Annotated in this window: 30 protein-coding genes; 15 read left to right on the plus strand and 15 right to left on the minus strand. The window is 71.9% G+C overall.

The annotated features are described in order from the left end of the window. Window positions 1-2 precede the first annotated feature (2 nt). The 6 genes from G3I41_RS35510 to G3I41_RS35535 all read left to right on the plus strand — a co-directional run bounded on the left by G3I41_RS35510 (window position 3) and on the right by G3I41_RS35535 (window position 3,346). On the plus strand, window positions 3-1,094 hold the full coding sequence (locus tag G3I41_RS35510; protein WP_164404636.1) for an SRPBCC family protein: 1,092 nt from the start codon (window positions 3-5) through the stop codon (window positions 1,092-1,094). Beyond that, complete coding sequence (locus G3I41_RS35515) at window positions 1,087-1,437, plus strand: gas vesicle protein (RefSeq protein WP_164404637.1); 351 nt, start codon at window positions 1,087-1,089, stop codon at window positions 1,435-1,437. The genes G3I41_RS35510 and G3I41_RS35515 overlap by 8 nt, the downstream gene beginning before the upstream one ends. Before the next feature lie 19 nt (window positions 1,438-1,456). Further along, window positions 1,457-2,251 carry a GvpL/GvpF family gas vesicle protein gene (locus G3I41_RS35520; protein ID WP_164404638.1) on the plus strand — a complete coding sequence of 265 codons (795 nt, stop codon included), beginning with the start codon at window positions 1,457-1,459 and terminating at the stop codon, window positions 2,249-2,251. A 2-nt stretch (window positions 2,252-2,253) separates the two neighbouring features. After that, window positions 2,254-2,481 carry a gas vesicle protein gene (locus tag G3I41_RS35525; RefSeq protein WP_164404639.1) on the plus strand — a complete coding sequence of 76 codons (228 nt, stop codon included), beginning with the start codon at window positions 2,254-2,256 and terminating at the stop codon, window positions 2,479-2,481. Next, a complete protein-coding gene (locus G3I41_RS35530) occupies window positions 2,478-2,756 on the plus strand; it encodes a gas vesicle protein K (RefSeq protein WP_164404640.1) in 279 nt (92 codons plus the stop codon). The genes G3I41_RS35525 and G3I41_RS35530 overlap by 4 nt, the downstream gene beginning before the upstream one ends. 140 nt (window positions 2,757-2,896) lie before the next feature. After that, window positions 2,897-3,346 (plus strand): Asp23/Gls24 family envelope stress response protein, encoded by a 450-nt coding sequence (locus tag G3I41_RS35535; RefSeq protein ID WP_164404641.1) that lies wholly within the window; start codon window positions 2,897-2,899, stop codon window positions 3,344-3,346. 28 nt (window positions 3,347-3,374) lie between these two features. Here the strand turns inward: G3I41_RS35535 and G3I41_RS35540 are convergent, their stop codons facing one another. Together G3I41_RS35540 and G3I41_RS35545 are read right to left on the minus strand one after the other, a co-directional pair. Beyond that, window positions 3,375-4,256: an RNA polymerase sigma factor SigF gene (locus G3I41_RS35540; RefSeq protein WP_164404642.1), complete on the minus strand. Its 882-nt coding sequence runs from the start codon at window positions 4,254-4,256 to the stop codon at window positions 3,375-3,377. A 144-nt stretch (window positions 4,257-4,400) separates the two neighbouring features. Next, window positions 4,401-5,003: an NAD(P)H-dependent oxidoreductase gene (locus G3I41_RS35545; protein WP_164404643.1), complete on the minus strand. Its 603-nt coding sequence runs from the start codon at window positions 5,001-5,003 to the stop codon at window positions 4,401-4,403. A gap of 195 nt (window positions 5,004-5,198) precedes the next feature. Here G3I41_RS35545 and G3I41_RS35550 point away from each other — a divergent pair, with 195 nt between their 5' ends. Both G3I41_RS35550 and G3I41_RS35555 read left to right on the plus strand, forming a co-directional pair. Next, window positions 5,199-5,369: a hypothetical protein gene (locus G3I41_RS35550; protein WP_026171501.1), complete on the plus strand. Its 171-nt coding sequence runs from the start codon at window positions 5,199-5,201 to the stop codon at window positions 5,367-5,369. Between the two features lie 128 nt (window positions 5,370-5,497). Continuing rightward, the gene (locus G3I41_RS35555) at window positions 5,498-6,691 is read left to right on the plus strand and encodes a PP2C family protein-serine/threonine phosphatase (RefSeq protein ID WP_164404644.1); all 1,194 of its coding nucleotides are present in this window, start codon (window positions 5,498-5,500) and stop codon (window positions 6,689-6,691) included. Window positions 6,692-6,703: 12 nt separating this feature from the next. Here G3I41_RS35555 and G3I41_RS35560 read toward each other — a convergent pair whose 3' ends face one another. Further along, window positions 6,704-8,740: a CocE/NonD family hydrolase gene (locus G3I41_RS35560; RefSeq protein WP_164404645.1), complete on the minus strand. Its 2,037-nt coding sequence runs from the start codon at window positions 8,738-8,740 to the stop codon at window positions 6,704-6,706. A 35-nt stretch (window positions 8,741-8,775) separates the two neighbouring features. Continuing rightward, window positions 8,776-10,089: an ATP-grasp domain-containing protein gene (locus tag G3I41_RS35565; protein WP_164404646.1), complete on the minus strand. Its 1,314-nt coding sequence runs from the start codon at window positions 10,087-10,089 to the stop codon at window positions 8,776-8,778. 292 nt (window positions 10,090-10,381) lie between these two features. Between G3I41_RS35565 and sigJ the strand changes: the two genes are divergently transcribed. Further along, entirely contained in the window at window positions 10,382-11,338 is a 957-nt protein-coding gene (gene sigJ / locus G3I41_RS35570; RefSeq protein WP_164404647.1) for an RNA polymerase sigma factor SigJ, read from the plus strand. Here the strand turns inward: sigJ and G3I41_RS35575 are convergent. Together G3I41_RS35575 and G3I41_RS35580 are read right to left on the minus strand one after the other, a co-directional pair. Further along, window positions 11,320-11,844 carry a DUF488 domain-containing protein gene (locus G3I41_RS35575; protein ID WP_164404648.1) on the minus strand — a complete coding sequence of 175 codons (525 nt, stop codon included), beginning with the start codon at window positions 11,842-11,844 and terminating at the stop codon, window positions 11,320-11,322. The two genes, sigJ and G3I41_RS35575, sit on opposite strands and share 19 nt — an antisense overlap. An 11-nt stretch (window positions 11,845-11,855) precedes the next feature. After that, window positions 11,856-12,062 (minus strand): DUF2945 domain-containing protein, encoded by a 207-nt coding sequence (locus G3I41_RS35580; protein WP_164404649.1) that lies wholly within the window; start codon window positions 12,060-12,062, stop codon window positions 11,856-11,858. Between the two features lie 130 nt (window positions 12,063-12,192). Here G3I41_RS35580 and G3I41_RS35585 point away from each other — a divergent pair, with 130 nt between their 5' ends. Together G3I41_RS35585 and G3I41_RS35590 are read left to right on the plus strand one after the other, a co-directional pair. Then, window positions 12,193-12,963 (plus strand): uracil-DNA glycosylase, encoded by a 771-nt coding sequence (locus G3I41_RS35585; RefSeq protein ID WP_164404662.1) that lies wholly within the window; start codon window positions 12,193-12,195, stop codon window positions 12,961-12,963. A gap of 203 nt (window positions 12,964-13,166) precedes the next feature. Further along, entirely contained in the window at window positions 13,167-13,778 is a 612-nt protein-coding gene (locus G3I41_RS35590) for a DUF4232 domain-containing protein (RefSeq protein WP_343242287.1), read from the plus strand. 27 nt (window positions 13,779-13,805) lie between these two features. Here G3I41_RS35590 and G3I41_RS35595 read toward each other — a convergent pair whose 3' ends face one another. The 3 genes from G3I41_RS35595 to G3I41_RS35605 all read right to left on the minus strand — a co-directional run bounded on the left by G3I41_RS35595 (window position 13,806) and on the right by G3I41_RS35605 (window position 15,747). Beyond that, window positions 13,806-14,429 (minus strand): cysteine hydrolase family protein, encoded by a 624-nt coding sequence (locus G3I41_RS35595; protein ID WP_164404650.1) that lies wholly within the window; start codon window positions 14,427-14,429, stop codon window positions 13,806-13,808. A gap of 98 nt (window positions 14,430-14,527) precedes the next feature. Then, the gene (locus tag G3I41_RS35600) at window positions 14,528-15,520 is read right to left on the minus strand and encodes a helix-turn-helix domain-containing protein (RefSeq protein WP_164404651.1); all 993 of its coding nucleotides are present in this window, start codon (window positions 15,518-15,520) and stop codon (window positions 14,528-14,530) included. Window positions 15,521-15,603: 83 nt separating this feature from the next. After that, the gene (locus G3I41_RS35605) at window positions 15,604-15,747 is read right to left on the minus strand and encodes a hypothetical protein (protein ID WP_164404622.1); all 144 of its coding nucleotides are present in this window, start codon (window positions 15,745-15,747) and stop codon (window positions 15,604-15,606) included. A 126-nt stretch (window positions 15,748-15,873) separates the two neighbouring features. Between G3I41_RS35605 and G3I41_RS35610 the strand changes: the two genes are divergently transcribed. Next, window positions 15,874-16,062 (plus strand): DUF6381 family protein, encoded by a 189-nt coding sequence (locus G3I41_RS35610; RefSeq protein ID WP_164404652.1) that lies wholly within the window; start codon window positions 15,874-15,876, stop codon window positions 16,060-16,062. Window positions 16,063-16,079: 17 nt separating this feature from the next. Here the strand turns inward: G3I41_RS35610 and G3I41_RS35615 are convergent, their stop codons facing one another. The 6 genes from G3I41_RS35615 to G3I41_RS35640 form a co-directional block, all read right to left on the minus strand. After that, window positions 16,080-16,487: a DUF6221 family protein gene (locus tag G3I41_RS35615; protein ID WP_164404653.1), complete on the minus strand. Its 408-nt coding sequence runs from the start codon at window positions 16,485-16,487 to the stop codon at window positions 16,080-16,082. A 98-nt stretch (window positions 16,488-16,585) separates the two neighbouring features. After that, the gene (locus G3I41_RS35620; RefSeq protein WP_164404654.1) at window positions 16,586-17,032 is read right to left on the minus strand and encodes a nitroreductase family deazaflavin-dependent oxidoreductase; all 447 of its coding nucleotides are present in this window, start codon (window positions 17,030-17,032) and stop codon (window positions 16,586-16,588) included. A 116-nt stretch (window positions 17,033-17,148) separates the two neighbouring features. Continuing rightward, a complete protein-coding gene (locus G3I41_RS35625) occupies window positions 17,149-17,862 on the minus strand; it encodes a DUF4230 domain-containing protein (RefSeq protein WP_164404655.1) in 714 nt (237 codons plus the stop codon). Window positions 17,863-17,942: 80 nt separating this feature from the next. Further along, window positions 17,943-18,458: a DinB family protein gene (locus G3I41_RS35630; RefSeq protein ID WP_164404656.1), complete on the minus strand. Its 516-nt coding sequence runs from the start codon at window positions 18,456-18,458 to the stop codon at window positions 17,943-17,945. A gap of 42 nt (window positions 18,459-18,500) precedes the next feature. Next, window positions 18,501-19,283 (minus strand): DUF4389 domain-containing protein, encoded by a 783-nt coding sequence (locus tag G3I41_RS35635; protein WP_164404657.1) that lies wholly within the window; start codon window positions 19,281-19,283, stop codon window positions 18,501-18,503. Window positions 19,284-19,437: 154 nt separating this feature from the next. After that, the gene (locus tag G3I41_RS35640) at window positions 19,438-20,103 is read right to left on the minus strand and encodes a VanZ family protein (protein WP_164404658.1); all 666 of its coding nucleotides are present in this window, start codon (window positions 20,101-20,103) and stop codon (window positions 19,438-19,440) included. A 129-nt stretch (window positions 20,104-20,232) separates the two neighbouring features. Between G3I41_RS35640 and G3I41_RS35645 the strand changes: the two genes are divergently transcribed. The 3 genes from G3I41_RS35645 to G3I41_RS35655 all read left to right on the plus strand — a co-directional run. After that, on the plus strand, window positions 20,233-21,762 hold the full coding sequence (locus tag G3I41_RS35645; RefSeq protein ID WP_164404659.1) for an SDR family oxidoreductase: 1,530 nt from the start codon (window positions 20,233-20,235) through the stop codon (window positions 21,760-21,762). A gap of 67 nt (window positions 21,763-21,829) precedes the next feature. Continuing rightward, entirely contained in the window at window positions 21,830-23,203 is a 1,374-nt protein-coding gene (locus G3I41_RS35650) for a deoxyribodipyrimidine photo-lyase (RefSeq protein WP_164404660.1), read from the plus strand. A gap of 23 nt (window positions 23,204-23,226) precedes the next feature. After that, window positions 23,227-23,628 (plus strand): YoaK family protein (locus G3I41_RS35655; RefSeq protein ID WP_164404664.1); only part of this gene is annotated, 402 nt, incomplete at its 3' end.

The following is a 23,628-nucleotide window of genomic DNA, read 5'->3' on the forward strand; positions in this document are numbered from 1 at the left end:
CCATGGCCAGCACAGAACAGGACGAGTCCGGGGCGCGGGAATCGGGTCTCGACCGGCTCCGTGAGGAGCTGTCGGGCTTCGTCAGCGCGAAGATGGAGGATCTCGCGGGCAAGGCGAGCGGCAAGCTGACGGATGTCGCGCAGCAGCTCACCGATTCCGCGGAGGACGGCGGCTCCCTGCCCGCCGTGGCCTCCCGGGTCCTCCAGGGCGAATCGCCGCTGAAGTCGTTCGTCTCGGAGAAGGCAAAGGGCGTGAAGGACAACGTCACGGAGAAGGCCAAGGAGGCGTTCGGCGGCGGCAAGGGGAAGAGCAAGTCGAGCGGTGGCGGCAAGTCGATGAACATCGTGGAAGTCCTCGATGTCGGCGTGCCGCTGCGTACGGCGTACGACTACTGGACCCAGTACGACAAGTTCAGCAGCTTCGCGAAGGGCGTCCAGGACGTCTCGACGGAGGACGAGGCCACGAGCGACTGGAAGGTCAAGATCGGCCCGTCCTCGCGCAGCTTCAAGGCGACCGTTCAGGAACAGGTCCCCGACGAACGCATCGTCTGGACCTCGGAGGGCTCCAAGGGCACGACGCGCGGCGCCGTCAGCTTCCATGAGCTGACGCCGAACCTGACCCGCATCGTGCTGGTGGTCGAGTACTACCCGTCCGGGTTCTTCGAGAAGACGGGCAACCTCTGGCGGGCCCAAGGGCGCCGCATCCGCCTGGACTTCAAGCACTTCCAGCGCTACGTCACCCTCACCGACGAGGAGCCCGACGGCTGGCGCGGAGAGATCCGCGACGGCGAGGTCGTCGTCTCCCACGAGGACGCGGTGGCCGAGGAGGAGGAGTCCGAGGGCGACGAGGAGCAGCCGGAGGACGAGGACTACGACGCCGAAGGCGAGGACGACGGGGAGGACGAGGACGACGAGGAGGGGGAGGCCCAGGAGGACGGGGAGGACGAGGACGACGAGGACGAGTGGGAGGACGACGAGGAACCGGAAGAGGAACCGGAGGAAGAAGAGGAAGAAGAGGAAGAGGAAGAGGACGACGAGGAGGACGAGGAGCCCGCCCCGAGCAGGCGGCGAGCCCGGAGGTCGCGTCGTGACTGATCTCGACTTCCGGCAGGACGCCGGCTACGCGCCCGCGGGTCCGCACACGACCAACCTCGCCGACATCCTCGAACGCGTCCTGGACAAGGGCATCGTCATCGCAGGCGACATCAAGATCGATCTGCTGGACATCGAGCTGCTCACCATCCGGCTCCGCCTGTTCGTCGCCTCCGTCGACACGGCGAAGAAGGCCGGGATCGACTGGTGGGAGACCGATCCCGCGCTCAGTTCGCACGCGGCGCGCAACGCGCTGCAGGACGAGAACCGGGAGCTGCGGGCCCGCCTCGACGCCCTTGAGTCACAGGCGTCCGAGCCCACGCGGTCGTCACAGCCGAGAAACTGAGCCGAGGAGACCCCTGCCCATGACCGAGGACACCCGCGCGTCCGCGGATGCCCGCGCCGTCTACGTCTACGCGGTGTGCCGCACCGAGGAGCAGCCGGACCCCACCGGTCCGGCGGGCGTCACCCGCGAAAGCCCCCTGCGCGCCCTGCCGCTGGGCCCGGCGCTCACCGCGGTCGTGCAGACCGTGCGGGCGGCGGACTTCACCGACGAGGCGTGGCAGGCCCGGCTCGCCGACGAACCCGAACTCGAACGGTACGCACGGGCTCACCACGAGGTCGTGTGCGCGATGGCCGCCCGGCACCCGACGGTGCCCCTGCCGCTGGCCACCCTCTACCACGACGAGGAGCGGGCCCGGGCCGCGCTGGACAAGGAGGCGCGGCGCTTCCACGCCGCGCTGGAGCGTACGGCGCACCACTCCGAGTGGGGCGTCAAGGTGTACGTGGCCGACGCACCGCCCCGGGAGTCCGCCGAGGCCGCCCCGCAGCGACCCGCGTCCGGGGCCGGCCGGGCGTATCTGGACCGGAAGCGGACCCTGCGGGACCGGCGCGAACGGCACCGGACGGACGGGCTGCGGATCGCCGAGGTGGTGGACGCGGACGTGAGCGGCCTGGCCACCGCCTCGCGCAGGCTGCCCTTCCACGGCCCCCGGGTGCCGGACGAGCGGCGCACCCAGGTACTCAACGCGACGTATCTGGTGGCCGAGGACCGGGCGGCGGAGCTGGCGCGGCTGGCGCGGAGCCTCCGCGAGCGGACCGGGGCGCACGTCGAACTGTCGGGGCCCTGGGTCCCGTACTCCTTCGTGGGTGAGGTGTAGCCGTGGAGCGCGCCATCGTGCCGTGGGACGAACCGGAGCCGCTGAGCGGACCGATCGGGGTTCCCCTGGTCGATCTGCTCGACCGGGTGCTGGCGACCGGGGTGGTCATCAGCGGGGACCTGGTCATCGCGATCGCCGATGTGCCTCTCGTCCGCCTGTCGCTGCACGCGCTGCTGTCGTCGGTCAGCGAGCGGGTGCCGGCGCCCTGGGCGGACGGGGGGCCGCTGTGACGGACGCGCGGGTCGATCTGGACTCCGGCAAGGTGGGCCAGGATCTCGTCACCCTGGTGCTCACCGTGGTGGAGCTCCTGCGCCAGCTGATGGAGCGCCAGGCGATCCGGAGGATCGACGAGGGTGACCTCACCGAGGAGCAGACCGAGGAGATCGGCACCACGCTGATGCTCCTGGAGCAGCGGATGACGGAGTTGTGCGAGCAGCACGAGGTGCGACCCGAGGATCTGAATCTCGACCTCGGGCCGCTGGGTACGCTGCTGCCGCGCGACTGAGCCGGCAGGGGGTCTCCCCGGGCGCCGTGATCACCCGAATGGCGGGGGCGCGGAAGCCGGAGGAGAGTGGGATGAGGGGCGGAACGGCTTCCGCCGGGCAGCCCCTCATCCCACCCCAGCTCATTCCGTGTGAGGAACTCATGGCGACCAACGAAAGCGTCGGCGGCACCAGGCTGGAAGGCGGCGCGGCGGGCGGCGCGCGAGGGACGACGACCATCGCGGACAACGTGGTCTCGGCCATCGCCGGTATCGCGGTCCGGGAGACCGACGGGGTGTATTCCGTCGGCAAGGGCCCTTCCCGCGCGCTCGGAGCCGTCAAGGACAAGGTCTCCCGCTCCAGTGACCCGGGGCGGGGCGTCAAGGTGGAGGTCGGCGAGAAGCAGACCGCCATCGACGTGGACATCGTCGTGGAGTACGGCGCCCCCATCCTGGACACCGCGCGCAGCCTCCGTACCGATGTCACGGACGCCGTCGAGACGATGACCGGTCTCGAGGTGGTCGAGATCAACATCAACGTCACCGACGTCCATGTGCCGGGTGCGGACGACGACGAGGACGAGGACGGGACGTCCGCCTCGCGCGTCCGGTGAAGCGGGCCGCGGCTGTCCCGTGAAGGGCTCAGTCCTCGGTCAGGATGCCTTCGCGAAGCCTGCGCAGAATGCGGGCGATCAGCCGTGAGACGTGCATCTGGGAGAGACCGAGGCGTTCACCTATCTGGGACTGCGTCATCTCCTGGCCGAAGCGCATCTCGACGATGGCGCGTTCTCGCTCGTCCAGCGTCTCCAGCAGGGGCGCGAGGGCGTGCAGGTTCTCGACCAGCTCGATCCCCGGGTCGCACTCGCCGGTGATGTCGGCGTGGGTGCGGCTCACCCCGCTCGGGCTGTCGGACTCCGCTCCGTCGAGGGGGACGTCCAGCGAGTGCGCGGTGTAGCCGTTCGAGGCGACCAGGCCCTCGATGACGTCCTCCTCGCTGATGCCGAGGCGTTCGGCGAGTTCGGCGACGGTGGCCTCCCGGCCGAGCGAGGTGGCCAGTTCCTCCTTCGCCTTGGCGAGGGTGACCCGGAGTTCCTGGAGCCGCCGGGGCACGTGGACGGACCAGGTGGTGTCCCGGAAGAAGCGCTTGATCTCACCGACGATGTAGGGAATGGCGAACGAGGTGAATTCGACTTCCCTGCTGAGTTCGAAGCGGTCGATCGCCTTGATCAGGCCGATCGTCCCCACCTGGATGATGTCCTCCATCTGGCCGTTGCCGCGATTGCGGTACCGGGCCGCGGCGAAGTGCACCAGGGTGAGGTTCATCTCGATGAGGGTGTTGCGGGCGTACTGGTACTCCGGCGTGCCCTCTTCGAGGGTCTGCAACCGGTCGAAGAACAGTTTGCTGAGCGCCCGGGCGTCCTTGGGCGCGACCTTCAGCGGGTCGGCGATCTCCGGGAGTTCGGCCGGCGCACCTGTCGTGGTCCCCGGCACCTGCGCAGATACGGATGTCGACATGGCGATCATTCCCTTCCGTCGGACAGCGGCTGCTTACGCATACGCGAAGCAGCGACTACCCGGAGCCATGCGTTCCACACACGCGTGCGACAAAATTCGTGGCGGTTTCGTCGTCCGGTGTGTCGGCGGAGGCGCGGCCCTTGCAGGAAGGTGTCAGCGCGGGGGGTAGGGCGAGTCGGCGAGGACCCGGGCGAGGTGCGCGGCGTTGAGGGCCATCTGGTGGGTGGTGGACCTGACGACTTCGGGTGTCTCCTCCAGGTCCCGGTAGTCGGTGCCGTGCATGGCCTCGCCGACCCAGTAGCTCACCGCACCGGGGGCGAGGGTGAAGCCCAGGTCGTTGAGTCCCTGGAAGAGGTCGGCGCTCACCTTGTGGGCGCCGTCCTCGTTGCCGACGACGGCCACCATGCCCACCTTGCCGTACGGCAACTGCCTGCCCTCTTCATCGGTCTCGGAGATGTCGGCGTTCAGCCGTTCCAGTACGCGCTGGCAGAGACTCGCCGGGTGCCCGAGCCAGATCGGCGTGGCCAGCAGCAGGATGTCCGCCGCCATCACCTTCTCGCGCAGCCGGGGCCACTCGTCCCCGTCGCCCATGTCCTGGGCGATCCCGGGCCGTACGTCGTGGTCGGCGATCCGCACCGTCTCCCCCTTCACACCCAGACCGGCGAGTTCGGCCATGATCTGGTCGGCCAGCAGCTGGCTGCTGGACGGCTTGGGCGACGGGGAGAGGGTGCAGACGAGCGCGAGTGCTCGGGTCATCGGAAGGCTCCTCACGGTGTGGGTCGCGCGGCCCGGGTGTTCCGGCGCCCTTCCCACTATGGGAGGTCCGCACGGAGTGCGCCCGGCACCACCGGGTCAGGAATCTCTTTCCCGTTCTTCCCCGGGAAAGTCTGGAACTTCTTCAGGAATACCGGGGGAAGGCCGGGGCATCTGATGCTTCGGAGGTTGATACCCATGGTTCCCGTGATTCTGGTTCTTCTGCTTGCACTCATTCTCTTCGGGGCGGGTTTCGCCCTGAAGGCCCTGTGGTGGATAGCCATCGCCGTACTCGTGGTGTGGCTGCTCGGGTTCGTCGTCCGCCCGGCAGGCGGCGGTGGAAAGCGGGGCCGCTGGTATCGCTGGTAGATCTGACCGGGCGATACGTCGCAGCGGCACATAAAGTGAGGGTCGGCCGGGATTTTCCCGGCCGGCCCTCACTTTTTCGTATGGCATTTCTTCGGTGCGCGCACATCTGCCGGACGGGTGATACCCCCATGACACACTCCCCCACCAGTGACGGCGAGCGTCTGCTGCACGGGCTTCTGGCGGAAGTGCACGCCACCGCGCCGACCGATCTGCCGGCTCTCCTCAACCGGTACGCCGGGCTGCTGGGACTGCGCCGGGTGGAGATCTACATCGTCGACCTCCAGCAGCAGTGTCTCTCCCCGCTCTCGAGCGAACCGCGGCTCCACGTGGACGCTTCCCTCGCCGGTTCGGCCTTCCGCTCGCTGGCGCTGCGCGTCGAGACGACGGACACCGAGACGCTGATCGCCTGGCTGCCGCTGGTGGACGGAGTGGAGCGGCTGGGGGTGATCGGCGTCGAGGCGGACTCGCTGGACAGGACACTGCTGGAACGCTGCGCGAGTCTGGCGTCCGTCCTGGCCATGGCGATCACGTCGAAACGCGCGTTCAGCGACCGGTTCGTGCAGCGGGCCCGTACGGAGACGATGACACTGCCCGCCGAGATGGTGCGGAACCTGCTGCCCCCGCGCGCGGTCGGCGAGGACCGGGCGCTGTCCACGGCGGTGCTGGAACCGGCGTACGAACTGGGCGGCGACGCCTTCGACCACTCGCTGACGGAGTCGACGCTGCACGCGGTCATCCTCGACGCGATGGGCCACAATCTGGCGTCCGGGATGACCAGTGCGATCGCGATGGCCGGCTGCCGCAGCGCCCGGCGCAAGGGGTCGGGGCTCCGGGAGCTCGTCAGGACGGTGGACGACGTGCTGGCCGAATGGCTCCCCGACCAGTTCAGCACCGGCATCGCCCTGCAACTGGACATGTCCAGCGGCATCATGAGCTGGATCAACTGCGGCCACCCGCCGCCGCTGCTGATCCGCGAGCACCGCGTCCTGGACAACGCCCTCGACCGCCCCAGCGAACCGCCCCTGGGCACCCCGGGCGTGCTCTCCGCGGCGGAACGGGTGGTCCACGAGGTGCCCCTGCTCCCCGGTGACCGGGTCCTGCTGTACACGGACGGGGTGACCGAGGCCCGCATGGCGGACGGCACCCAGTTCGGCCTGAACCGCTTCACGGCCTCGATCATCCGCGCCACGGCCGCCGGGGAGCCCGCGTCGGAGGCCCTGCGGCAGCTCATCCACTCCATCCGCGAGTACCAGCACGACCGGCTGAGCGACGACGCCACGATCATGATGCTGGAGTGGCGTCCGAGCTCCCGGAAAAGCTAGGGCGTCACGGGCTCAGAGGCCCGACCTCGGCACGCTCTCGTTCCAGGTGCGCGAGAAGACCCGTCGGCCGTCCTCGTAGCCGTCGAGCGTGGCGTCCACGTGGAACGCGGTGTCGTCCGAGGTCAGCATGGTGCGGGTCTCCACACGAACGTCCCAGCCGGTACGCCGGAACCGCATGGTCCAGGCGGACTCGCCGCCCACCGAGCCGAAGTCGTCCGCGACGGAGGTGTACCTCTCGCGGGCCCGCAGCCCCACCTCGATGCCGTTCTCCTCGAACCGCTGGAGCCCCCGGTCCTTCACGATGTCCAGCGTGGAGTGGTAGTCGACCAGGTTCCTGGACACCGTCCACGCCTGCTCGGGTTCGGTGAGCTGGGTGACCTCGGGCGGCGCGCACCCCTCCGGCTCGCCGAAGGGCACCTCGGGCATCCCGTCCGGTTCCCCGGCCGGGCGGACCGGCAGGGTGAGGCGGCTGCCGCTCTCGTACACGCTCAGGCGGGCGGGAGCGGCGGCCGGCCAGACCAGCGGCCAGTACGAGGTGGAGAGCGAGAGGCGGATGCGGTGGCCCGCCGGGAAGACCTGGGCGACCCCGTTGAGCGGCACCCGTACGGGGTATGCCTCGCCGGGCTCCAGCGGTTCGGGCCGGTCCGCGCCGGAGCGGTGGGCGAGGTTGAGCACGCCGTAGGTGACCCGGGTCGCCCGTCCGTCGGGGGCCACGTCGGAGAGCCGCACCGCCACCTGCCCGGTCTCCCGGGACGAGGAGACGAGCAGGTCCACCGAGGGCGCGCCCAGGATCTCGACGCGTTCGGACAGCGGCGCGGTCTCGAAGACCAGTGAGCCGCCGTCCTCCTCGCGCTGGTCGTAGGGCAGGTCCGGCGGGGCGTTGTACGAGGCCCACTTGCCGGCGAACTGGCCCACGGACAGCGGTGACTGCACGGTGTGGACGCGCTCCTCCGCCCCGGTCGCGGTTTCCTCGTCGCCGCGGACGATGCGGTGGTCCCGGAGGGGGTGGGGCACCTCCTCGATGTGGGGGGACGGCCAGCTCGGCTCCCCCACCCAGCGGCCGGGGCGCTCCTGGTAGGAGGTGGAGGGGGGCACGCTCTCCTGCATCCAGGCGCTGATCATGGGCCCGTCCATGACGCCGTTCTCGACGCCCTTGAGCCAGTGGTCCCACCACCGCACGACCTCCTGGAGGTAGCCGATGGCCGGTCCGGGCTCCCCGAGGTGGGGCAGCTTGTGCGACCAGGGCCCGATGAGGCCCTTGCGCGGGACGTCGACGCGGCTCAGGAGCCGGGTGACGGCGTTGGAGTAGCCGTCGGCCCAGCCGCTGGACGCGAGTACGGGGCATCGCAGCGCCTGGTAGTCCTCGCTGAGCGAGGCGTGCCGCCAGTAGTCGTCGCGTTCCTGGTGGCGCAGCCATTCGAGGACCCAGGGGCGTGCGGCGTCCAGCCGTTCGTGCCACATGTCCCGCCACCGGTCGCCGACGGCGGCGGGGTCGGGCGGGCAGGTGGAGTAGGCGAACATGGTGCCCGCCTCGGCCAGGTTGTCGGAGAGCATCGCGCCGCCGACGTAGTGCATGTCGTCCGCGTACCGGTCGTCCGTGAAGGACGCGATGACGATGGCGCCGAGGCTCGGCGGACGGCGGGCGGCGACCTGGAGCGCGGCGAACCCGCCCCAGGAGATGCCCATCATGCCGGTCTTCCCGTCGCACCACGGCTGGTCGGCCAGCCAGGCGAGGACCTCCTCGGCGTCGCGCTGTTCGCGTTCCAGGTATTCGTCCAGGAGGACGCCCTCGGACTCGCCGGTGCCCCGCAGGTCGACGCGTACGCAGGCGTAGCCGTGGCCCGCGATGTAGGGGTGGTGGATCGCGTCGCGGGTGGAGGTCAGGTCGTTCTTGCGGTAGGGGACGGCCTCCAGGATCGCCGGAACCGGTTGGCGGTCGGAGGTGGTGGGGCGCCAGATCCTCGCCGACAGCCGGACTCCGTCCGACATGGCGATGGTGACGTGGTCCTCCTGGCTGACCTCGTACGGCAGTCGGTCGACGTGTCGCATACCTGTGTTCTGCTCCTTCCTCTTCGCGGCCCGGATCACGACGCCTTGACGTCACGGCCGCCCGGTGCGGTGTCCTCGAAGGTGAGGCCGAGCGCGGCGACGCACTGGTCGAACTTGCGCCGCAGGCCCTCCTCGTCGTCCGCTCCGGTGAAGATGTGGGCGATCTCGTAGCTGTAGCTGTCCTGCTGGGGGACGGTGGAGAGCTTCTGGCCCTCGGACGGCACCATGTCGATGCGTACGCCCGGTATCTCGCGCTCGATGGCCGCGATCCGTTCCGGGGTGGGGACCTCGTGGACCGTTCCCTCGCCGAACCAGCGGTAGTACCACTTGGCGGCCATCCGGTACGGGCCGTCGCCGCCGCGCACCACGGGGTCCTCGCCGAGGGCGAGGCGGATCATCCGGTGGTGGTTGGGTACCCCGTCGACGTACTGGAACAGCTCCGCGTGGGACTGGGAGTGGCGCGGGTTGATCTCCAGCAGACGGACCCGGCCGGTCTTCGGATCGTAGAAGTACTCGATGCTGAACGTCGCCGCGTCCATGCCGATCCGGCGGATGGTCCGCTCGCTGACCTCGTGGAGCTGGTGGACGACGTCCGGGGGCAGGGTGCTCGGGTACTGGTGGCGCAGGAAGCACGGGGAGTCGGGGTAGTTGATGGAGTCGAGCACCCCGTAGACGGTGACCTCGCCGTCGTTCGCGTAACCCTCGACGGCGACCTGGATGCCGGTCATGGCTTCCTCGGCGAGGCAGACCTGTCCGCCGATCCCCTCCATCTCCGGCGGCAGGTCGACGAGTGCCAGCACCTCGTCGAAGGGTTTGCCGACCCGGCCGATGCCCTTGCGTATGGTCTCCACGGCGGCCCGGAACTCGGCCATGTCCTGGACGCCGTAGGCGAGTTCCGAGGAGTAGGCGAGGGCGGGCTTGAGCCACATGGGGAATCCGACGCCTTCGGGCGGCTGCGGGTCGTCGCTGTCGAGGTCGACCCGCCCGAAGGCGGGCAGGGCGTCGGTGGCCTTCTCCTGTTCCAGTCGGCTCCAGTACTTGTGCTCGCACTTGACGACGGATTCGAGGCTGGTGGTGCGGGTGCCGTACTCGCGGCCGAGCATCGGCACGAGCGTGCTGACGGGGAAGTCCCAGTAGCCGACGATGGCGTCGACGGAGCCGTCGTGGGCGTCGAGCACCGCGCGGGCCCGGTCCATCAGGGCGGCGACCGACACCTCACCCCCCTGCAGCTCCTCGATGGTCAGCAGGGGGTGGAACCGGTAGGTGCCGGCGTCGGGCACGGCGTTCAGGGACGGCAGGTTCGCCTCGTCCAGACCGAGTACGAAGATGTTCTTGCGCGGCAGGGACACGCGTCGTCCTTTCGTGGGGTCCCCGGCGCGTACCCGGCATCGGCGGGATCAAGGGCGGCGGCGGTCCCTGGCCGCCGGGCCGCCGCGCTGGGACCGGCCCGAGGCCGCCGCCTGTACGGGCGTGGTCCCGCTCGGGGCGGCCCTGACACGGTCCTCTCCTCCGCCTCGCGGCAGTGGACCGGTACTGTCTCAACGGTCCGACGACGTGGAGCCACGGAATGTGAGACCGCTCTCCCCTCACATCCGGGCGCGCTGTTCGGAACGGACATGACAACCAGGGGCGGTCACGTACATGAGCACATCTTCCGAGCCCGACCTCGACGCCGTCATCGGTGAGCGCCGCCAGTTGACGAACCTCGCCTACCGGATGCTCGGTTCGGTCGCCGAGGCGGAGGACGCCGTACAGGAGACGTATGCCCGCTGGTACGCCATGTCGCCGGAGCAGCGGGACGCCATCGCGTCGCCGGGGGCGTGGCTGACGACGGTGGCCAGCCGGGTCTGCCTCGACGTGCTGGGCTCGGCGCGGGTCAGGCGGGAGCGTTACGTCGGCGAGTGGATACCGGAGCCGTTGCCGGACCGTTCCGAGTGGGTCGGCGGGCGCGCCGACGGCGGCGGCGAGCCGGCGGACCCGGCGGACCGGGTCACCCTGGACGAGTCCGTGAACATGGCCTTCCTGGTGGTGCTGGAGTCCATGACCCCGGCCGAGCGGGTGGCGTTCATCCTGCACGACGTGTTCCGGTACCCCTTCGCGGAGGTCGCAAAGATCGTCGGCCGCAGCGCCCCGGCGTGCCGGCAGCTCGCCGCCTCGGCCCGCCGGCGCCTCCGGGACGCCCGCGCCGAGGCGGGCCCCGCGGCCGGGCAGGCGGTCCTGGTGCGGGAGTTCAAGGACGCCTGGGAGGCCAAGGACATCGGGGCGCTCATCGGTCTCCTCGACCCGGAGGCCGCGATGATCACCGACGGGGGCGGTCTGGCCGGGGCGGCCCTGCGCCCGGTCGAGGGCGCCGAGCGGGTCGCCCAGTACCTGGCCCACTTCGCGGACAGGGTGCCCGGGCTCCTGCTGCTGGAGCGCACGGTGAACGGGCGGCCCGGCCTGGTCGCCCAGCACGCCGGGGTCACCGTGACGGTGGCCGCGTTCGGTCTCGCCGGGGACCGGGTGCACCGCATCTGGGCGGTGCGCAACCCGGAGAAGCTGCGGCCGTGGCCCGGGCACGGTGGGTCCGGGGCGGCGTCTCAGTCGTGGGGCGGGTAGGTCAGCCGGCCGTCGCGGACCCGCGCGTCCTTGTTCAGGACCGCGGGCCGCGTCGAGGTGGGCGACAGGATGTCCACGACCTCGGCGCCCGCGACGATCAGCGCGTCGGTGATGAGTCTGCGGTGGCAGCGCCACGGCACGGCCTCGCTGCACATGATCGCGGGATGGGTGTCCTCGGCGAGCTCCAGCAGTTCGTCGAGCCCTTCCCGGAAGGCGTCCGTCGCCATGTAGTCGGCGTAGTCGCGGAACGCCTTGACCCGCCAGGCGCCGTTCTCGGTCGGGACTCCCTTCGGGGTGTGGCGGCGGCCGCCCAGCTTGGGGAGCCACCGGTATCCGATGCCGGACGGCAGGGAGTCGATGATGTTCCGCTGGTTCCACTGCGGGAGTTTCCGGGACGACGGGTACGAGCGCACGTCGGCCAGCAGGGTGACGTCGTTCCGGCGCAGCAGCTCCACCAGTTCGCCGAACTCCCTGGTCGAGTGGCCGACCGTGCAGATCCTGTTCACCGTGCCGCCCGTCAGGCCTTCTTCAGCGCGCTGCCCTTGTGCATGGCGAGGTGGCCGGTCTTGTCGCTCTTGATCTCGTACTGCGGTTCCTCCTTGCTGCAGCGCCGGGTGCGGCCCTTGAATTCGACGTCGCTGGTGTGTTTCCCGGTGATGACGCCTTCGACGTGACCGGCTTCGGAGTTCCATCGCACGTGGTCCCCGACGGCGAAATCCTTCATGGCGCGGTTTCCTTTCGTCTGTCGTCGCGGGCGGGGCCGTTTCACGGCCATGGTCCCTTTCGCCCTGGGTACGCTCATTTCGGTGAGCACGCCACCGGACGGGAACCAGGAACGTGGAAGCGGGTCGATCATGTGCACCGCCGAGGACTACCCCGTGCGGGCCGCCGCCCGCTCCCGCACGCTGGCCGAGCTGGACGAGCGGCTGGTCGCGTGCCGTTCCTGTCCCCGCCTCGTGGAATGGCGGGAGGAAACGGCCCGGACCAAGCGCCCCGCGTTCCGCGACTGGGAGTACTGGGCCCGCCCCGTACCCGGTTTCGGGCCCCCTGACGCCTCTCTGGCCGTCACGGGTCTGGCGCCCGCCGCGCACGGCGGGAACCGGACCGGCAGGATGTTCACCGGCGACCGGGCCGGAGACCTGCTGTACGCCACGCTGTACGAGCTGGGCCTGGCCTCCCGGCCCACGGTGACGGACCTGGCCGACGGGCTCGAACTGCACGGGGTCAGGGTGACGTCCCCCGTGCACTGCGCGCCGCCCGCCAACCGCCCCACGCCGGGCGAGCGGGACACGTGCCGGCCGTGGCTGGCCCGCGAGCTCCAGTTGCTGCGGCCCACCGTGCGCTCGGTCGTCGTGCTCGGCGGCTTCGGCTGGCAGGCGACCCTGGCCGCCCTGGAGCGGGCCGGGCGGCGGGTGCCCCGGCCCAGGCCGGTGTTCGGCCACGGCGCCCGTACGACGCTGGAGCCGGCCGACGGGGCGGGCGACCCGCTGACGGTGTTCGGCTGCTACCACGTCAGCCAGCGCAACGTCTTCACCGGCCGCCTCACCCCGGCGATGCTCCGCGAGGTGCTGGCCGAGGCGGCGGAGACGGCGGGACTGCCGGTCGTCCGGCCCGATCCGGAGTGACCGGGGCGTCGTAACCGGCCGGTCGCCCCGGGCGGACCAGTTTTTACCAGATCATCAGGTTGGGTCGACAGAAAATCGAGCACGCGTCCGTTATGGGCTCACTTTCTCGCACCACCGCCACCCCCGCACCGCTCGGACACGCGCCCCGTCCGCGAGGGCGCGAGTCGGCCGGGAGAGCGCGCACGCTCCGCCGACGCCTCCTCGTGCCCGTCGCGATGATGTCGTTCGCCCTCGTCGCGGCGGGCTGCAACGACGACGGCTCCGGATCGGACGGGGCGGCCTCGCCCGCGGCCCACGCCGGGACGACGGGCCCCGCCGGGACCTCGCCGCAGCCGTCCGACCCCGCCTCCTCGGCCCCCGCGACGGCACCGTCCTCCCCTGCCGCGCCCAGCGAGTCCGAGGCGGGCGCCTCCGGTCCCGGCCGCTGCACGGCCGAGGGCCTGGGCATGAGCGTGAAGCGGGGCGACGGCGGCGCCGGGCAGGTCTACTACGAGCTCACGTTCGTGAACAAGTCCGGGCGCTCCTGCGCCCTGAACGGCTTCCCTGGTGTGTCCCTGATCCAGCGCGACGGCGCCGTCATCGGCGCACCGGCCAAGCGCGACGGCACCTCGCACGGGGCGACGGTGCTGGCTCCCGGCAGGACGGCGCACGTCGTGCTGCACACGCTGAACCAGGGCATCGCGGACGGCGGCTGCTGGAAGCAGGGCGACTACCTGCGGGTGTACCCGCCGGGCTCCAAGGAGGCCCTGACCCTGCGGGACCCGCAGATCCGCGTCTGCGGCGACCGCTTCACGACCACGTCGGTCGAGCGCTGACGACTCCGCCCCGCGGGGCGGACGCGGTCAGGCGGGGAGGTCGTCCACCGTCGGGGCGACCGGGGCGAAGAGGTCGGCCACGGCGGTGAGGGCGGCGGTCTTGAGAGCGGCGGCCGGGACGACCGTGCCGTCGGGCGCGGGCAGGCTCCGGGTGGCCGTGGCCTCGGCGACGACGGCGGGCCGGTAGCCGAGGTTGAACGCGCCCTGCGCGGTGTGGGTGACGCACATGTGGGCCATGAACCCGGCGAGCACCAGGTCCTTGCCGCTGCCCGGCTCCGCGCCCAGGGCGGTGAGGGTCTTCTCCAGCTCCGTGTCGTGGAAGGAGTTCGGGAACCGCTTGACGACCACCGCCTCCCCCTCCCGGGGCGCCACTTCGTCGCTGAGGGCGCCGATGTGCTCACGGATGTCGTACGGGGAGCCCTCGCCGCCGTCGTGGACGACGTGGACCACCGGCGTGCCGGCGGCCCTGGCCCGGTCCAGCAGCCGGGCGCAGGCCGCGACGGCCTCCTCGGCGCCCTCCAGCGCCATGATGCCGGTGCGGTAGGTGTTCTGGACGTCGATCAGGATCAGGACGGACTCGCTCAGCCGGGGCAGCCGGGCGTCCAGGCCGGAGACCTCGCGGAGCGTGGCGGAGGGCTGAATCGTGGTCATGGTGGATGCCTTTCTCAGGGTGTGCGGGCAGGGCGGAGCCGTCCGCCGTGCCCGGTACGGGGATTCGGGGATTCGGGGTGTCGGGGTGTCCGGAGCGGTCAGGCCGCGTGGGTGCGGAAGCGGCGGCGGTAGGCGGCCGGTGTGGTGGCGATCTGCCGCCGGAACACACGGTGCAGGGTCTCCGCCGACCCCAGCCCGGCGGCGGACGCCACCCGGTCGAGCGGGTCGTCGGTCGTCTCCAGGAGCCGGCGGGCCGCCTCGACGCGGGCGGACTCGACGTAGGCGGCCGGGGAGACTCCGGTCTCCTGTTTGAAGACCCGGGCGAAGTGGCGCTCGCTCAGACACATCCGCGCCGCGAGCACCGGTGCGGACAGGTCCTGGTCGAGGTGGTCCGCGATCCACAGCCGCAGCACGTCGATCTCGCGCCGGGAGGCCGCCGGCCTGCTCAGAGGCACGGAGAACTGGCTCTGACCGCCCTGCCGCTTGAGGTACATCACCAGCTGGCGTGCCACGGCGAGCGCGGTGTCCTCGCCCAGGTCCTCGGCCACCAGGGCGAGCGCGAGGTCCAGGCAGGCGCTGATGCCGGCGCCGGTCCACACCCGGCCCCGGTCGGCGCGGACGAAGATCGGGTCCGCGTCCACCGTGACCTCGGGGTGCGCGGCGGCGAGCTGGGCGGCGGTCGACCAGTGGGTGGTCGCCGTCCTGCCGTCCAGCAGCCCGGCGGCGGCGAGCAGATGCGCGCCGACACACACGGACGCCACCCGGCGGGCGTGCGGGGCGGTCTCCTTCACCCAGGCCACGATGTCCGCGTCGAGCCGGGCGACGGGCCCGTCGTCGGTGACGTCGACGGCGCCGGGCACCAGCAGGGTGTCCACCTCCCGGCCCACCTCGCCGAAGGTGAGGTCGGTCAGCAGCCGCACCCCCGCCGAGGTCCGGACCTCGCCCGCCTCGGGCCCGGCGAGCCGGACCTCGTAGCGGTCGTGGCCCTCGGACACCCTGTTGGCCAGGGCGAAGACCTCGGCGGGGCCTGAGACGTCGAGCAGGTCGACGCCGGGAAAGACCGCGATGACGACGCGGTGTGCGGTGGACATGACTCCATCCTGGCCAACCGCTCCGGTGGCCGCAATGACGGTTACCTGTCACATTCGGACATCGGTGCGGTCGGGCAGCCGGGTCAGCCGGTGACCGGCCATTCCAGCGGCTCCCTGGTGAAGCCCTGGCTGAGCCGGACAGCGGCGGCCTTCTGGCCTTCCGGGATGAGGAACGCCTGGCAGATCTTCTCCGACCGGCCGGTGCGCGGCTTCTTGCGTTCGAGCATCTGATCCCGTCAGAACGGGTTCGCCCACGGGCGCGGGGCCCGACCGCCCCGGTGCCCGAGATGCGGGCGCGCGGGCGCGCTGGTTCGCTGGGATGGACGGCTCTCCACCGAGAACCTGGAGTGATCATGAGCGTTGCGGACGAGACCGGCGGCCGGGCCGAGCGCATCCGGGCGAAGGCCGAGGAGATGCGGGAGACCGCCGAACGCACATCGGATCCGCAGGAGCGGCAGCGCCTTCGGGACAAGGCCCGCCGGCTCCAGGAGCGGAGCGACCAGGTGACCACCAAGGGCGACCACGGGACGAACGTGCTCTGAGCCGGCGGCCCCTTCCGCTACTGGGTGAACCGGGGCAGCCACTTCACCAGGTAGTCGGGGTGCCCGGCGTTCTCGGCGGCCAGCTGCCGGACCACGAAGCCCAGGCCGAAGGCCCGGCCGGACGCGAAGTCGCGCTGCGGGCGGTCCACGTCGAGCGCCGCGACCTCGGCGTACTCGTCCAGCAGGACCCGGTGGGTCTCGATGCGCTGGAGCGTCCGGGCCGGGTCCTGGCGGACGATGTGCCGGTCGTAGGCGTGCGCGTGCGTGCGCAGGGTGAAGGCGATCGCGCCGCCCCGGTCGTGGATCTCGCCGGGCGACTCGGCCGGGCACCGCCACGCCTCGCCGCCGGCGGCCCGCGCGAGGTCCTCTTCCTCGTCGAGGCGCGCCCTGACGAAGGCGACGAGGTCGGAGTTGTCTGTCGTCATCTGGTTTCGCATCCTTCCGCTCGGCCCCACCCCCTGGGGGCCGAGCTGGACACTATCCCGAGGGCGGGTCGCAGCGTCCCGTCGTACGCCCGAGCGCCTCAGTGGCTCCCGTCCACCGGCTCCAGTACGAACACGGGGATCTGCCGGTCCGTCTTCTTCTGGTAGTCGGCGTAGTCGGGGAACGCCTCGACCGCGCGCTCCCACCACTGCTCCTTCTCCGCGCCGGTGACCTCACGCGCCGTCATGTCCCGGCGCTCGGGGCCGTCCTGGAGCTCGGCGCGCGGGTCGGCCTTGAGGTTGTGGTACCAGACGGGGTGGGTGGGGGCTCCGCCCTGGGAGGCGACCACCGCGTACCGGCCGTCGTGCTCGACGCGCATGAGGGGCGTCTTGCGGATCTTCCCCGACTTGGCGCCCACGGTCGTCAGGACGATGACGGGCATGCCGCGCATCGTCGTCCCTTCCGTGCCGCCGGAGCTCTCGTACTGCTCGACCTGGTCGCGAACCCACTGGGAGGGGCTCGGCTCGTACTCGCCCTGGAGAGGCATGCGTTCTTTCCCGTCGTCGGTCTGTCCGGCCGTGGCCCATCGCCGGCCGCGGCATCTCATCATGGCTTCAACGACTTCCGCAGCCGGGCTCATCCGCCCGTGCCGTCGTGTCGCGGTCAGGAACGGCCGGTGGCTCCGGTGCCGTAGCGGACCGTGACCGTCTCGAAGCCCAGGGATCCGAGAAGGCCCTTGAGCATCGCGGTCGTGTTCTTCTCGGCGCGCCGCGCCAGACCGCTCTCCTCGGCCGCCTCGCCGATGTGGCGCGCGGCCAGCTTGTTGACGGCCTGCTCGCTGCCGGGGTTGTCGGAGAAGAAGTCGCCGAGCCGGTCGAGGAGGCCGCGCTGCTTGGACACCGCGTAGGAGCGGTCGGGGTCGAGCGCCGGCTTGCCCAGCACGGCGTGCGGCAGCCGGAGTTCGGCGGCGGTGCGGTCCTCGTTCACGACGACTCCCCCGCTCGTCACCCGCCCGAGGTCGACGTAGGCGGAGACGGTGCCGGCGCCGACGTACAGCGTGCGGCTGCCCCGGATCACGTCGGGAACGTACTTGGTGTCCTTCTCCAGGTCGACCACGACCTGGAAGTTGCCGGCCGCCGCCTCGTACCTGCTCATGTCCTGGATCGACTTGAGCACCGCGGGGCCCGAGCGGTCGTGGGTCTCCTCGCCGAAGATGTCGCCCAGGCCGGGGAGCAGGCTGAGGCGGGTGCCGAGGAGCAGCAGGGCGAGCGCGGCCGCGATCAGGGCGGCCGCGCGGCCCCAGCGACGGCGGCGCCGGCCGTCGTCGGCCGGGCCTGGCTTCGTGGACGGTTCTGTCGCCGGGTCGGTGGAGGTCATACGGTCCGTATGACCCGGCCCGCCGGGTTCACGCAGGGGGCGGACCGCCCTTGCGCCGTCTCCCGGGCCCGCGCAGCCCCTCAGGCCCCGGTGACCCCGTCCAGCCGCTCCCGCACCAGGTCGGCGTGGCCGATGTGACGCGCGTACTCCCCGATCATGTGGACGTGGACGAGGCGCAGCGAGTACACCTCCCCGTTGTGCGTGAAGGTGTCGTCCAGCGAGGCACCGGCGACGATCTCGTCGGCGAGTCGGCACTCCTCGATCAGCCGGGCGTAGTCCTCGGCGGCCGTGGCGGGGTCCAGGTCCTCGAAGTCCGCGTCCTTGCCCTTGGCCGGGTCGTACATCGGCTCCAGGTCCTGCCCGGCGAACCGCTGCCGGAACCAGGTGCGTTCGACCTTCGCCATATGGCGTACGAGCCCCAGCAGGGACAGGTTCGAGGGCTCCACCGTCCGTTCGGCGAGCTGTTCACCGGTGAGCCCGGCGCACTTCTGGAGCAGGGTCGAGCGGAACCAGCCGAGATAGCCGGTGAGCATCTCCCGTTCGGCGGCGACGAGCGAGCCGGGCGTACGGATGGCTGCGGGTGCGGTCCAAGTCATCGGGCGATCATGCACCCTGAACGACTGTTCGTACGAGTCGTTTTACGCGCCCATGCCGTAGTCGTCGCCGTCCGAGGCGGAGCGGGTCACGGATGTCGTGGCACCGCCGACGAGTCCGAGGACCAGGAAGAGGACCAGCAGCGCCTTGCCCGCGTTGCTCATGACCAGCGGCCGGGTGGCGGAGCGCGGCCGGCCCTGCGGTACGGAGAGGGCGTCGTCGCCGAAGAGCCCCTTGGGGTAGGCCGGGCTGAGCAGCGAGAAGTAGGCGGAGACCCGCATCTCGTAGCGCAGGGTGGCCGCCGTGGCCTCGAACAGCGGGCGGGGCATGCGCCCCAGGGCGAGGGTGATGAGCCACCACAGGACACCCAGGGCCGACCAGCCGGATGTGACGAGGCCCTGCACGACCGCAGCGGGGACGACCAGGATCAGCCGGAAGAACACGGCGAGCCGGTTCAGCCGCGTCGGGCGGACGTCGATGCGCACGGGGTGGTCCGGCGGCTGGGCCAGGCTGAAGGGCGGGTAGCGGTCCACGAGGAGCATGGCGCTCGCGCCGACCCGGGTCCGGTAGGCCAGGACCTGGGCGAGGAAGCGGTAGACGGGGCCGGGCAGCCGGCCGAGCGCGAGGGCGGCGAACCAACCGAAAACGAGGGTGAAGAAGGCCGCGATCTCCAGGAAGAACAGCACCACGAAGTGCGGGATCAGCAGGAGCAGCCGGAAGAGGACGGTGAGCCGCCGCTGACGGGCGGGCGCCACGACGTCCAGCACGGGCCGGCACTCGTCGGCGTCCCCGGCGCGCGGCCCCGGGCTCCACTGGGCGTCGGTCATGTAGCTCCTCCTCGGCGGTGACCGCGCGCCGGACCCGCGGTCCTGGCCACCGGGAGCGCCGGTGCGCGGCGCTCCCGGTGGCCTTCCACCGTGGGCCCCCCGGATACGGCCCGCAATCGGCCACGGGCCGATCGGGTAGCCGTACCGCCGCAGGTCAGCGCTTCCGGGACCGGCCGCGCGCGGCCCTGCGACGGACGCCGTGGCGCAGCCGGGACCAGGCCGACGCGGGCCGCCCGGTGCGCCGGGACGTGGCCTTCGGACGAGGCTCCGGCTCCGTACGCGGCGCTTCCCCGGGGCGGTCCGCCGGCACGCGCTCGGGGTCTTCGGCGAGGACGTGGTAGCGGTGGCTCAGCCGACGCCCCACCAGAAGGTAGGCCAGGAGGGCCCCCGCCGTGTTGAGGATGACATCGTCCACGTCGAAGGCCCGCCCCCGTACGACCGCTCCCTGCACCAGCTCCACGAGGACGATGACCGCCACGGTCAGCAGGAACATGCGGAGCATCCGGAACCGTCGCGGGACGAAGATGGGCAGCAGGATGCCGAAGGGCATGCCGAGCACCAGGTTGCCCCCGGCCTGCTTGCACGCCGCGAGGAACGTGTAGTCCTCGGCGTACTGCCGCAGGGAGCGGCCCGGGTGCAGGTTCGACTTCACGAGTTCCTCGGAGGCGGGCGACGGGGTGAGCGTCACCTTCGCCAGCACCACCGAGAATCCGACCATGGCCGCGAAGGCCAGGACGAGGATGGCGACGCGCAGCAGGAGCCGCCCCCATCCCTTCCGCCGGGCCGTGCCGCGCTGGTGTCCTGCCGCCGCTGCGTCCATGGGCCACGGATGCCCCGGAAGCGCCGGACCACACCCGCGCGCCGTGCGGGGCGGGCGTCCCGGCGTCAGACTGGTCGCGGCGGGCCGGTCGCGCGGGGCCGGCGCATCCGGACCCGATGCGGAGGTCTCATGACGGGCGACCATGCCAACACTCCCCTGAACTGCCTGGTCACCGGTGCCAGCGGCTACATCGGCGGCCGCCTGGTCCCGGAGCTGCTGGCGGCCGGGCACCGGGTGCGGTGTCTGGCCCGTACCCCGGAGAAGCTGCGCGACCATCCCTGGGCGGGCGAGGTGGAGACCGTACGGGGCGATGTCACGGACGCGGCCTCGCTCGCCCCGGCGATGGACGGCATCGACGTGGCGTACTACCTGGTGCACGCGCTGACGACCGGGGCCGGCTTCGAGGAGACCGACCGGCGGGCCGCCACGGCCTTCGCCGAGCAGGCGCGGGCCGCCGGGGTCGGCCGCATCGTCTATCTGGGGGGTCTCACCCCGGAGGGCGTCCCCGAGCGTGAGCTGTCGCCGCACCTGCGCTCCCGGGCCGAGGTCGGGCGCATCCTGCTGGACTCCGGCGTGCCGACGACCGCGCTGCGCGCCGCCGTCATCATCGGCTCGGGTTCCGCGTCGTTCGAGATGCTGCGCTACCTCACGGAACGGCTGCCGGTGATGGTGACGCCGAGCTGGGTGTCGACCCGCATCCAGCCGATCGCCGTACGCGATGTGCTGCGCTATCTGGTGGGCAGTGCCCGCATGCCCCGGGACGTGAACCGCGCGTTCGACATCGGCGGCCCCGACGTCCTCACCTACCGGGACATGATGCAGCGTTACGCGGAGGTGGCGGAGCTGCCGCACCGGCTGATCCTGCCCGTGCCGATGCTGTCACCGGGCCTGTCCAGCCACTGGGTCGGGCTCATCACGCCCGTGCCCGCGTCGATCGCCCGGCCGCTCGCCGAGTCCCTGCGGTACGAGGTGGTGTGCCGGGAGCACGACATCGCGGGCTACGTCCCCGACGGCCCGGGGCAGCCGTTCGCTTTCGACACGGCGCTGCGCCTGGCGCTGCAACGGATCCGGGAGGCCCGGGTCACCACCCGGTGGTCCTCCGCGTCGGTGCCGGGCGTGCCCAGCGACCCGCTGCCCACGGACCCCGACTGGGCGGGCGGCAGCCTGTACACGGACGAGCGGGAGCGCGAGGTGAACGCGTCGCCGGAGGCGCTGTGGCGGGTGGTGGAGGGCATCGGCGGGGAACACGGCTGGTATTCGTTCCCGCTGGCCTGGGCGGTGCGCGGCTGGCTCGACCGGCTGGTGGGCGGAGTCGGCCTGCGGCGCGGACGGCGCGACACCGACCGGCTCCGGGTGGGTGACTCGCTGGACTTCTGGCGGGTCGAGGAGATCGAGCCGGGGCACCTGCTGCGGCTGCGCGCGGAGATGCGGCTGCCGGGACCGGCCTGGCTGGAGATGTACGTCGAGCGGGACGGGGAGGGCCGGTCCCGCTACCGGCAGCGGGCCCTGTTCCATCCGCGCGGACTGCTCGGGCACGCGTACTGGTGGAGTGTCTCGCCGTTCCACGCCGTCGTGTTCGGCGGGATGGCGCGCAACATCGCGCGGGCGGCGGAGAGCCGGACATCACCCGATCGGGCGGTACCGGCGGTGTCGCCCTGAGCGGTGCGCTCCGGCGCGGCGGGGTAACGGCAGCATGGCTGTCCCCGCCCCCCTCTGGAGTCGCGCCATGACCGTTGCGGTCGTCCTGTTCACCGCCGACCTGCGTCTGCACGACCATCCGCCGCTGCGCGCGGCGCTCGCGTCGGCCGACGAGATCGTGCCTCTGTTCGTCCGGGACAGCGCGATCGGAGCGGCCGGCTTCGACGCCCCGAACCGGCGCGCGTTCCTGGCGGACTGCCTGCGCGACCTCGACGCCGGACTGCGCGACCGGGGCGGCCGGCTGGTCCTCCGGTCCGGGGACGCGGCCGGCGAGGTGCGCCGGGTCGCCTCGGAGGCCGGCGCCGACGAGGTGCACGTGGCGGCGGGCGTCAGCGCGTACGCCCGCCGCCGCGAGGAACGGCTGCGCGAGGCGCTGGAGGCGGACGGGCGCCGGCTGCGTGTCCACGACGGGGTGGTCACCGCGGTGGCGCCCGGCGCGGTGACGCCCGCCTCCTCGGACCACTTCGCCGTGTTCACCCCGTACTTCAGGCGCTGGTCGCAGGAGCGGCTGCGCGACGTGTTCGGCGCGCCGCGTACGGTCCGGGTGCCGGAGGGGCCGCGCTCCGAGAAGGTGCCTTCGCGTGGTGACGTCTCCGGTGTGTCGGAGGGGCTCGCGGAGGGCGGCGAGCAGGCGGGGCGCAAGGCGTTCACGGCCTGGCGGCGGCACGGGCTCGCCGCGTACGAGGACCGCCACGACGACCTGGCGGCGGACGGCACCTCGCGCCTCTCGCCGCATCTGCACTTCGGCACCCTGTCCCCTGTCGAGCTGGTGCACCGGTGCCGGGACGCGGGCGGCGCGGGGGCCGAGGCGTTCGTACGGCAGCTGTGCTGGCGGGAGTTCCACTACCAGGTCCTCGCGGCCCGGCCCGCCTCGTCGCACGAGAACTACCGCGACAAGCACGACCGGTGGCGGTCCGAGGCGGACGCGGCCGACGAGGTCGAGGCGTGGCGGCAGGGGCGCACCGGCTATCCGATGGTCGACGCCGCGATGCGCCAGCTGCGCCACGAGGGCTGGATGCACAACCGGGGCCGGCTGCTCACCGCTTCCTTCCTGGCCAAGACGCTGTACGTGGACTGGCGGGTCGGGGCACGCCACTTCCTGGATCTCCTGGTGGACGGCGACATCCCCAACAACCAGATGAACTGGCAGTGGATGGCCGGCACCGGCACCGACAGCCGCCCCAACCGGGTGCTCAACCCCGTCGTGCAAAGCAAGCGGCTCGACCCGGACGGGGAGTACGTCCGTCGCTGGGTGCCGGAGCTGTCGCCGGTGTCCGGGTCCGCCGTGCACGAGCCGTGGAAGCTGCCGGACGGGGAGCGGGAGCGCCTGGACTATCCGGAGCCCGTGGTGGAGCTGGCCGAGGGCCTGGCCCGGTTCCGGCAGGCACGTGGGCTGGAGTGAGGGCGCGGGAGCGCGGCGCGCTGGTGCTGCTGTCGGCGGCGTCCGGGGCGGCGGACGCGTTCGTCTTCCTCGGTGTCGGCCAGGTCTTCGCCGGCGTGATGACCGGGAACCTGGTGCTGCTGGGCGCCTCGGCCGCCGGGGCGGGCGAGGAGGGCGTCGCGCTGCGGGTGGTCGCCGCGCTGGTCTCGTACGCCTGCGGGGTGGCCGGTGCGGCGCTGGCCGGTGAGCGGATGTGGCGGCGGGTGCCGTTGATGCTGCTGGCCGAGGTGGCGCTGCTCGCGGCGGGGGCGGGGCTGTGGGCGGCCCGGCCGGCGCCGTCGGACGCGGACCGGCTGGGCCTGCTGGTGCTCATGGGGCTCGCGATGGGCATCCAGGGCCGGGTGCGGGCGACGCCCACGAACTACTTCACCGGGACGCTGACGTCG

Origin of the sequence: Streptomyces sp. SID9727 (genome assembly GCF_010550605.1) — a bacterium.
Taxonomy (GTDB): Bacteria; Actinomycetota; Actinomycetes; order Streptomycetales; family Streptomycetaceae; genus Streptomyces.

What these genes read in the sequence shown, in the direction of transcription:
- G3I41_RS35510 (WP_164404636.1), top strand. Translation starts at nt 3, where the DNA reads ATGGCCAGCACAGAACAGGACGAGTCCGGGGCGCGGGAATCGGGTCTC.
- G3I41_RS35520 (WP_164404638.1), top strand. Translation starts at nt 1,457, where the DNA reads ATGACCGAGGACACCCGCGCGTCCGCGGATGCCCGCGCCGTCTACGTC.
- G3I41_RS35535 (WP_164404641.1), top strand. Translation starts at nt 2,897, where the DNA reads ATGGCGACCAACGAAAGCGTCGGCGGCACCAGGCTGGAAGGCGGCGCG.
- G3I41_RS35540 (WP_164404642.1), bottom strand. Translation starts at nt 4,256, where the DNA reads ATGATCGCCATGTCGACATCCGTATCTGCGCAGGTGCCGGGGACCACG.
- G3I41_RS35545 (WP_164404643.1), bottom strand. Translation starts at nt 5,003, where the DNA reads ATGACCCGAGCACTCGCGCTCGTCTGCACCCTCTCCCCGTCGCCCAAG.
- G3I41_RS35550 (WP_026171501.1), top strand. Translation starts at nt 5,199, where the DNA reads ATGGTTCCCGTGATTCTGGTTCTTCTGCTTGCACTCATTCTCTTCGGG.
- G3I41_RS35555 (WP_164404644.1), top strand. Translation starts at nt 5,498, where the DNA reads ATGACACACTCCCCCACCAGTGACGGCGAGCGTCTGCTGCACGGGCTT.
- G3I41_RS35560 (WP_164404645.1), bottom strand. Translation starts at nt 8,740, where the DNA reads ATGCGACACGTCGACCGACTGCCGTACGAGGTCAGCCAGGAGGACCAC.
- sigJ (WP_164404647.1), top strand. Translation starts at nt 10,382, where the DNA reads ATGAGCACATCTTCCGAGCCCGACCTCGACGCCGTCATCGGTGAGCGC.
- G3I41_RS35580 (WP_164404649.1), bottom strand. Translation starts at nt 12,062, where the DNA reads ATGAAGGATTTCGCCGTCGGGGACCACGTGCGATGGAACTCCGAAGCC.
- G3I41_RS35585 (WP_164404662.1), top strand. Translation starts at nt 12,193, where the DNA reads ATGTGCACCGCCGAGGACTACCCCGTGCGGGCCGCCGCCCGCTCCCGC.
- G3I41_RS35595 (WP_164404650.1), bottom strand. Translation starts at nt 14,429, where the DNA reads ATGACCACGATTCAGCCCTCCGCCACGCTCCGCGAGGTCTCCGGCCTG.
- G3I41_RS35600 (WP_164404651.1), bottom strand. Translation starts at nt 15,520, where the DNA reads ATGTCCACCGCACACCGCGTCGTCATCGCGGTCTTTCCCGGCGTCGAC.
- G3I41_RS35605 (WP_164404622.1), bottom strand. Translation starts at nt 15,747, where the DNA reads ATGCTCGAACGCAAGAAGCCGCGCACCGGCCGGTCGGAGAAGATCTGC.
- G3I41_RS35610 (WP_164404652.1), top strand. Translation starts at nt 15,874, where the DNA reads ATGAGCGTTGCGGACGAGACCGGCGGCCGGGCCGAGCGCATCCGGGCG.
- G3I41_RS35615 (WP_164404653.1), bottom strand. Translation starts at nt 16,487, where the DNA reads ATGACGACAGACAACTCCGACCTCGTCGCCTTCGTCAGGGCGCGCCTC.
- G3I41_RS35620 (WP_164404654.1), bottom strand. Translation starts at nt 17,032, where the DNA reads ATGCCTCTCCAGGGCGAGTACGAGCCGAGCCCCTCCCAGTGGGTTCGC.
- G3I41_RS35625 (WP_164404655.1), bottom strand. Translation starts at nt 17,862, where the DNA reads ATGACCTCCACCGACCCGGCGACAGAACCGTCCACGAAGCCAGGCCCG.
- G3I41_RS35630 (WP_164404656.1), bottom strand. Translation starts at nt 18,458, where the DNA reads ATGACTTGGACCGCACCCGCAGCCATCCGTACGCCCGGCTCGCTCGTC.
- G3I41_RS35635 (WP_164404657.1), bottom strand. Translation starts at nt 19,283, where the DNA reads ATGACCGACGCCCAGTGGAGCCCGGGGCCGCGCGCCGGGGACGCCGAC.
- G3I41_RS35640 (WP_164404658.1), bottom strand. Translation starts at nt 20,103, where the DNA reads ATGGACGCAGCGGCGGCAGGACACCAGCGCGGCACGGCCCGGCGGAAG.
- G3I41_RS35645 (WP_164404659.1), top strand. Translation starts at nt 20,233, where the DNA reads ATGACGGGCGACCATGCCAACACTCCCCTGAACTGCCTGGTCACCGGT.
- G3I41_RS35650 (WP_164404660.1), top strand. Translation starts at nt 21,830, where the DNA reads ATGACCGTTGCGGTCGTCCTGTTCACCGCCGACCTGCGTCTGCACGAC.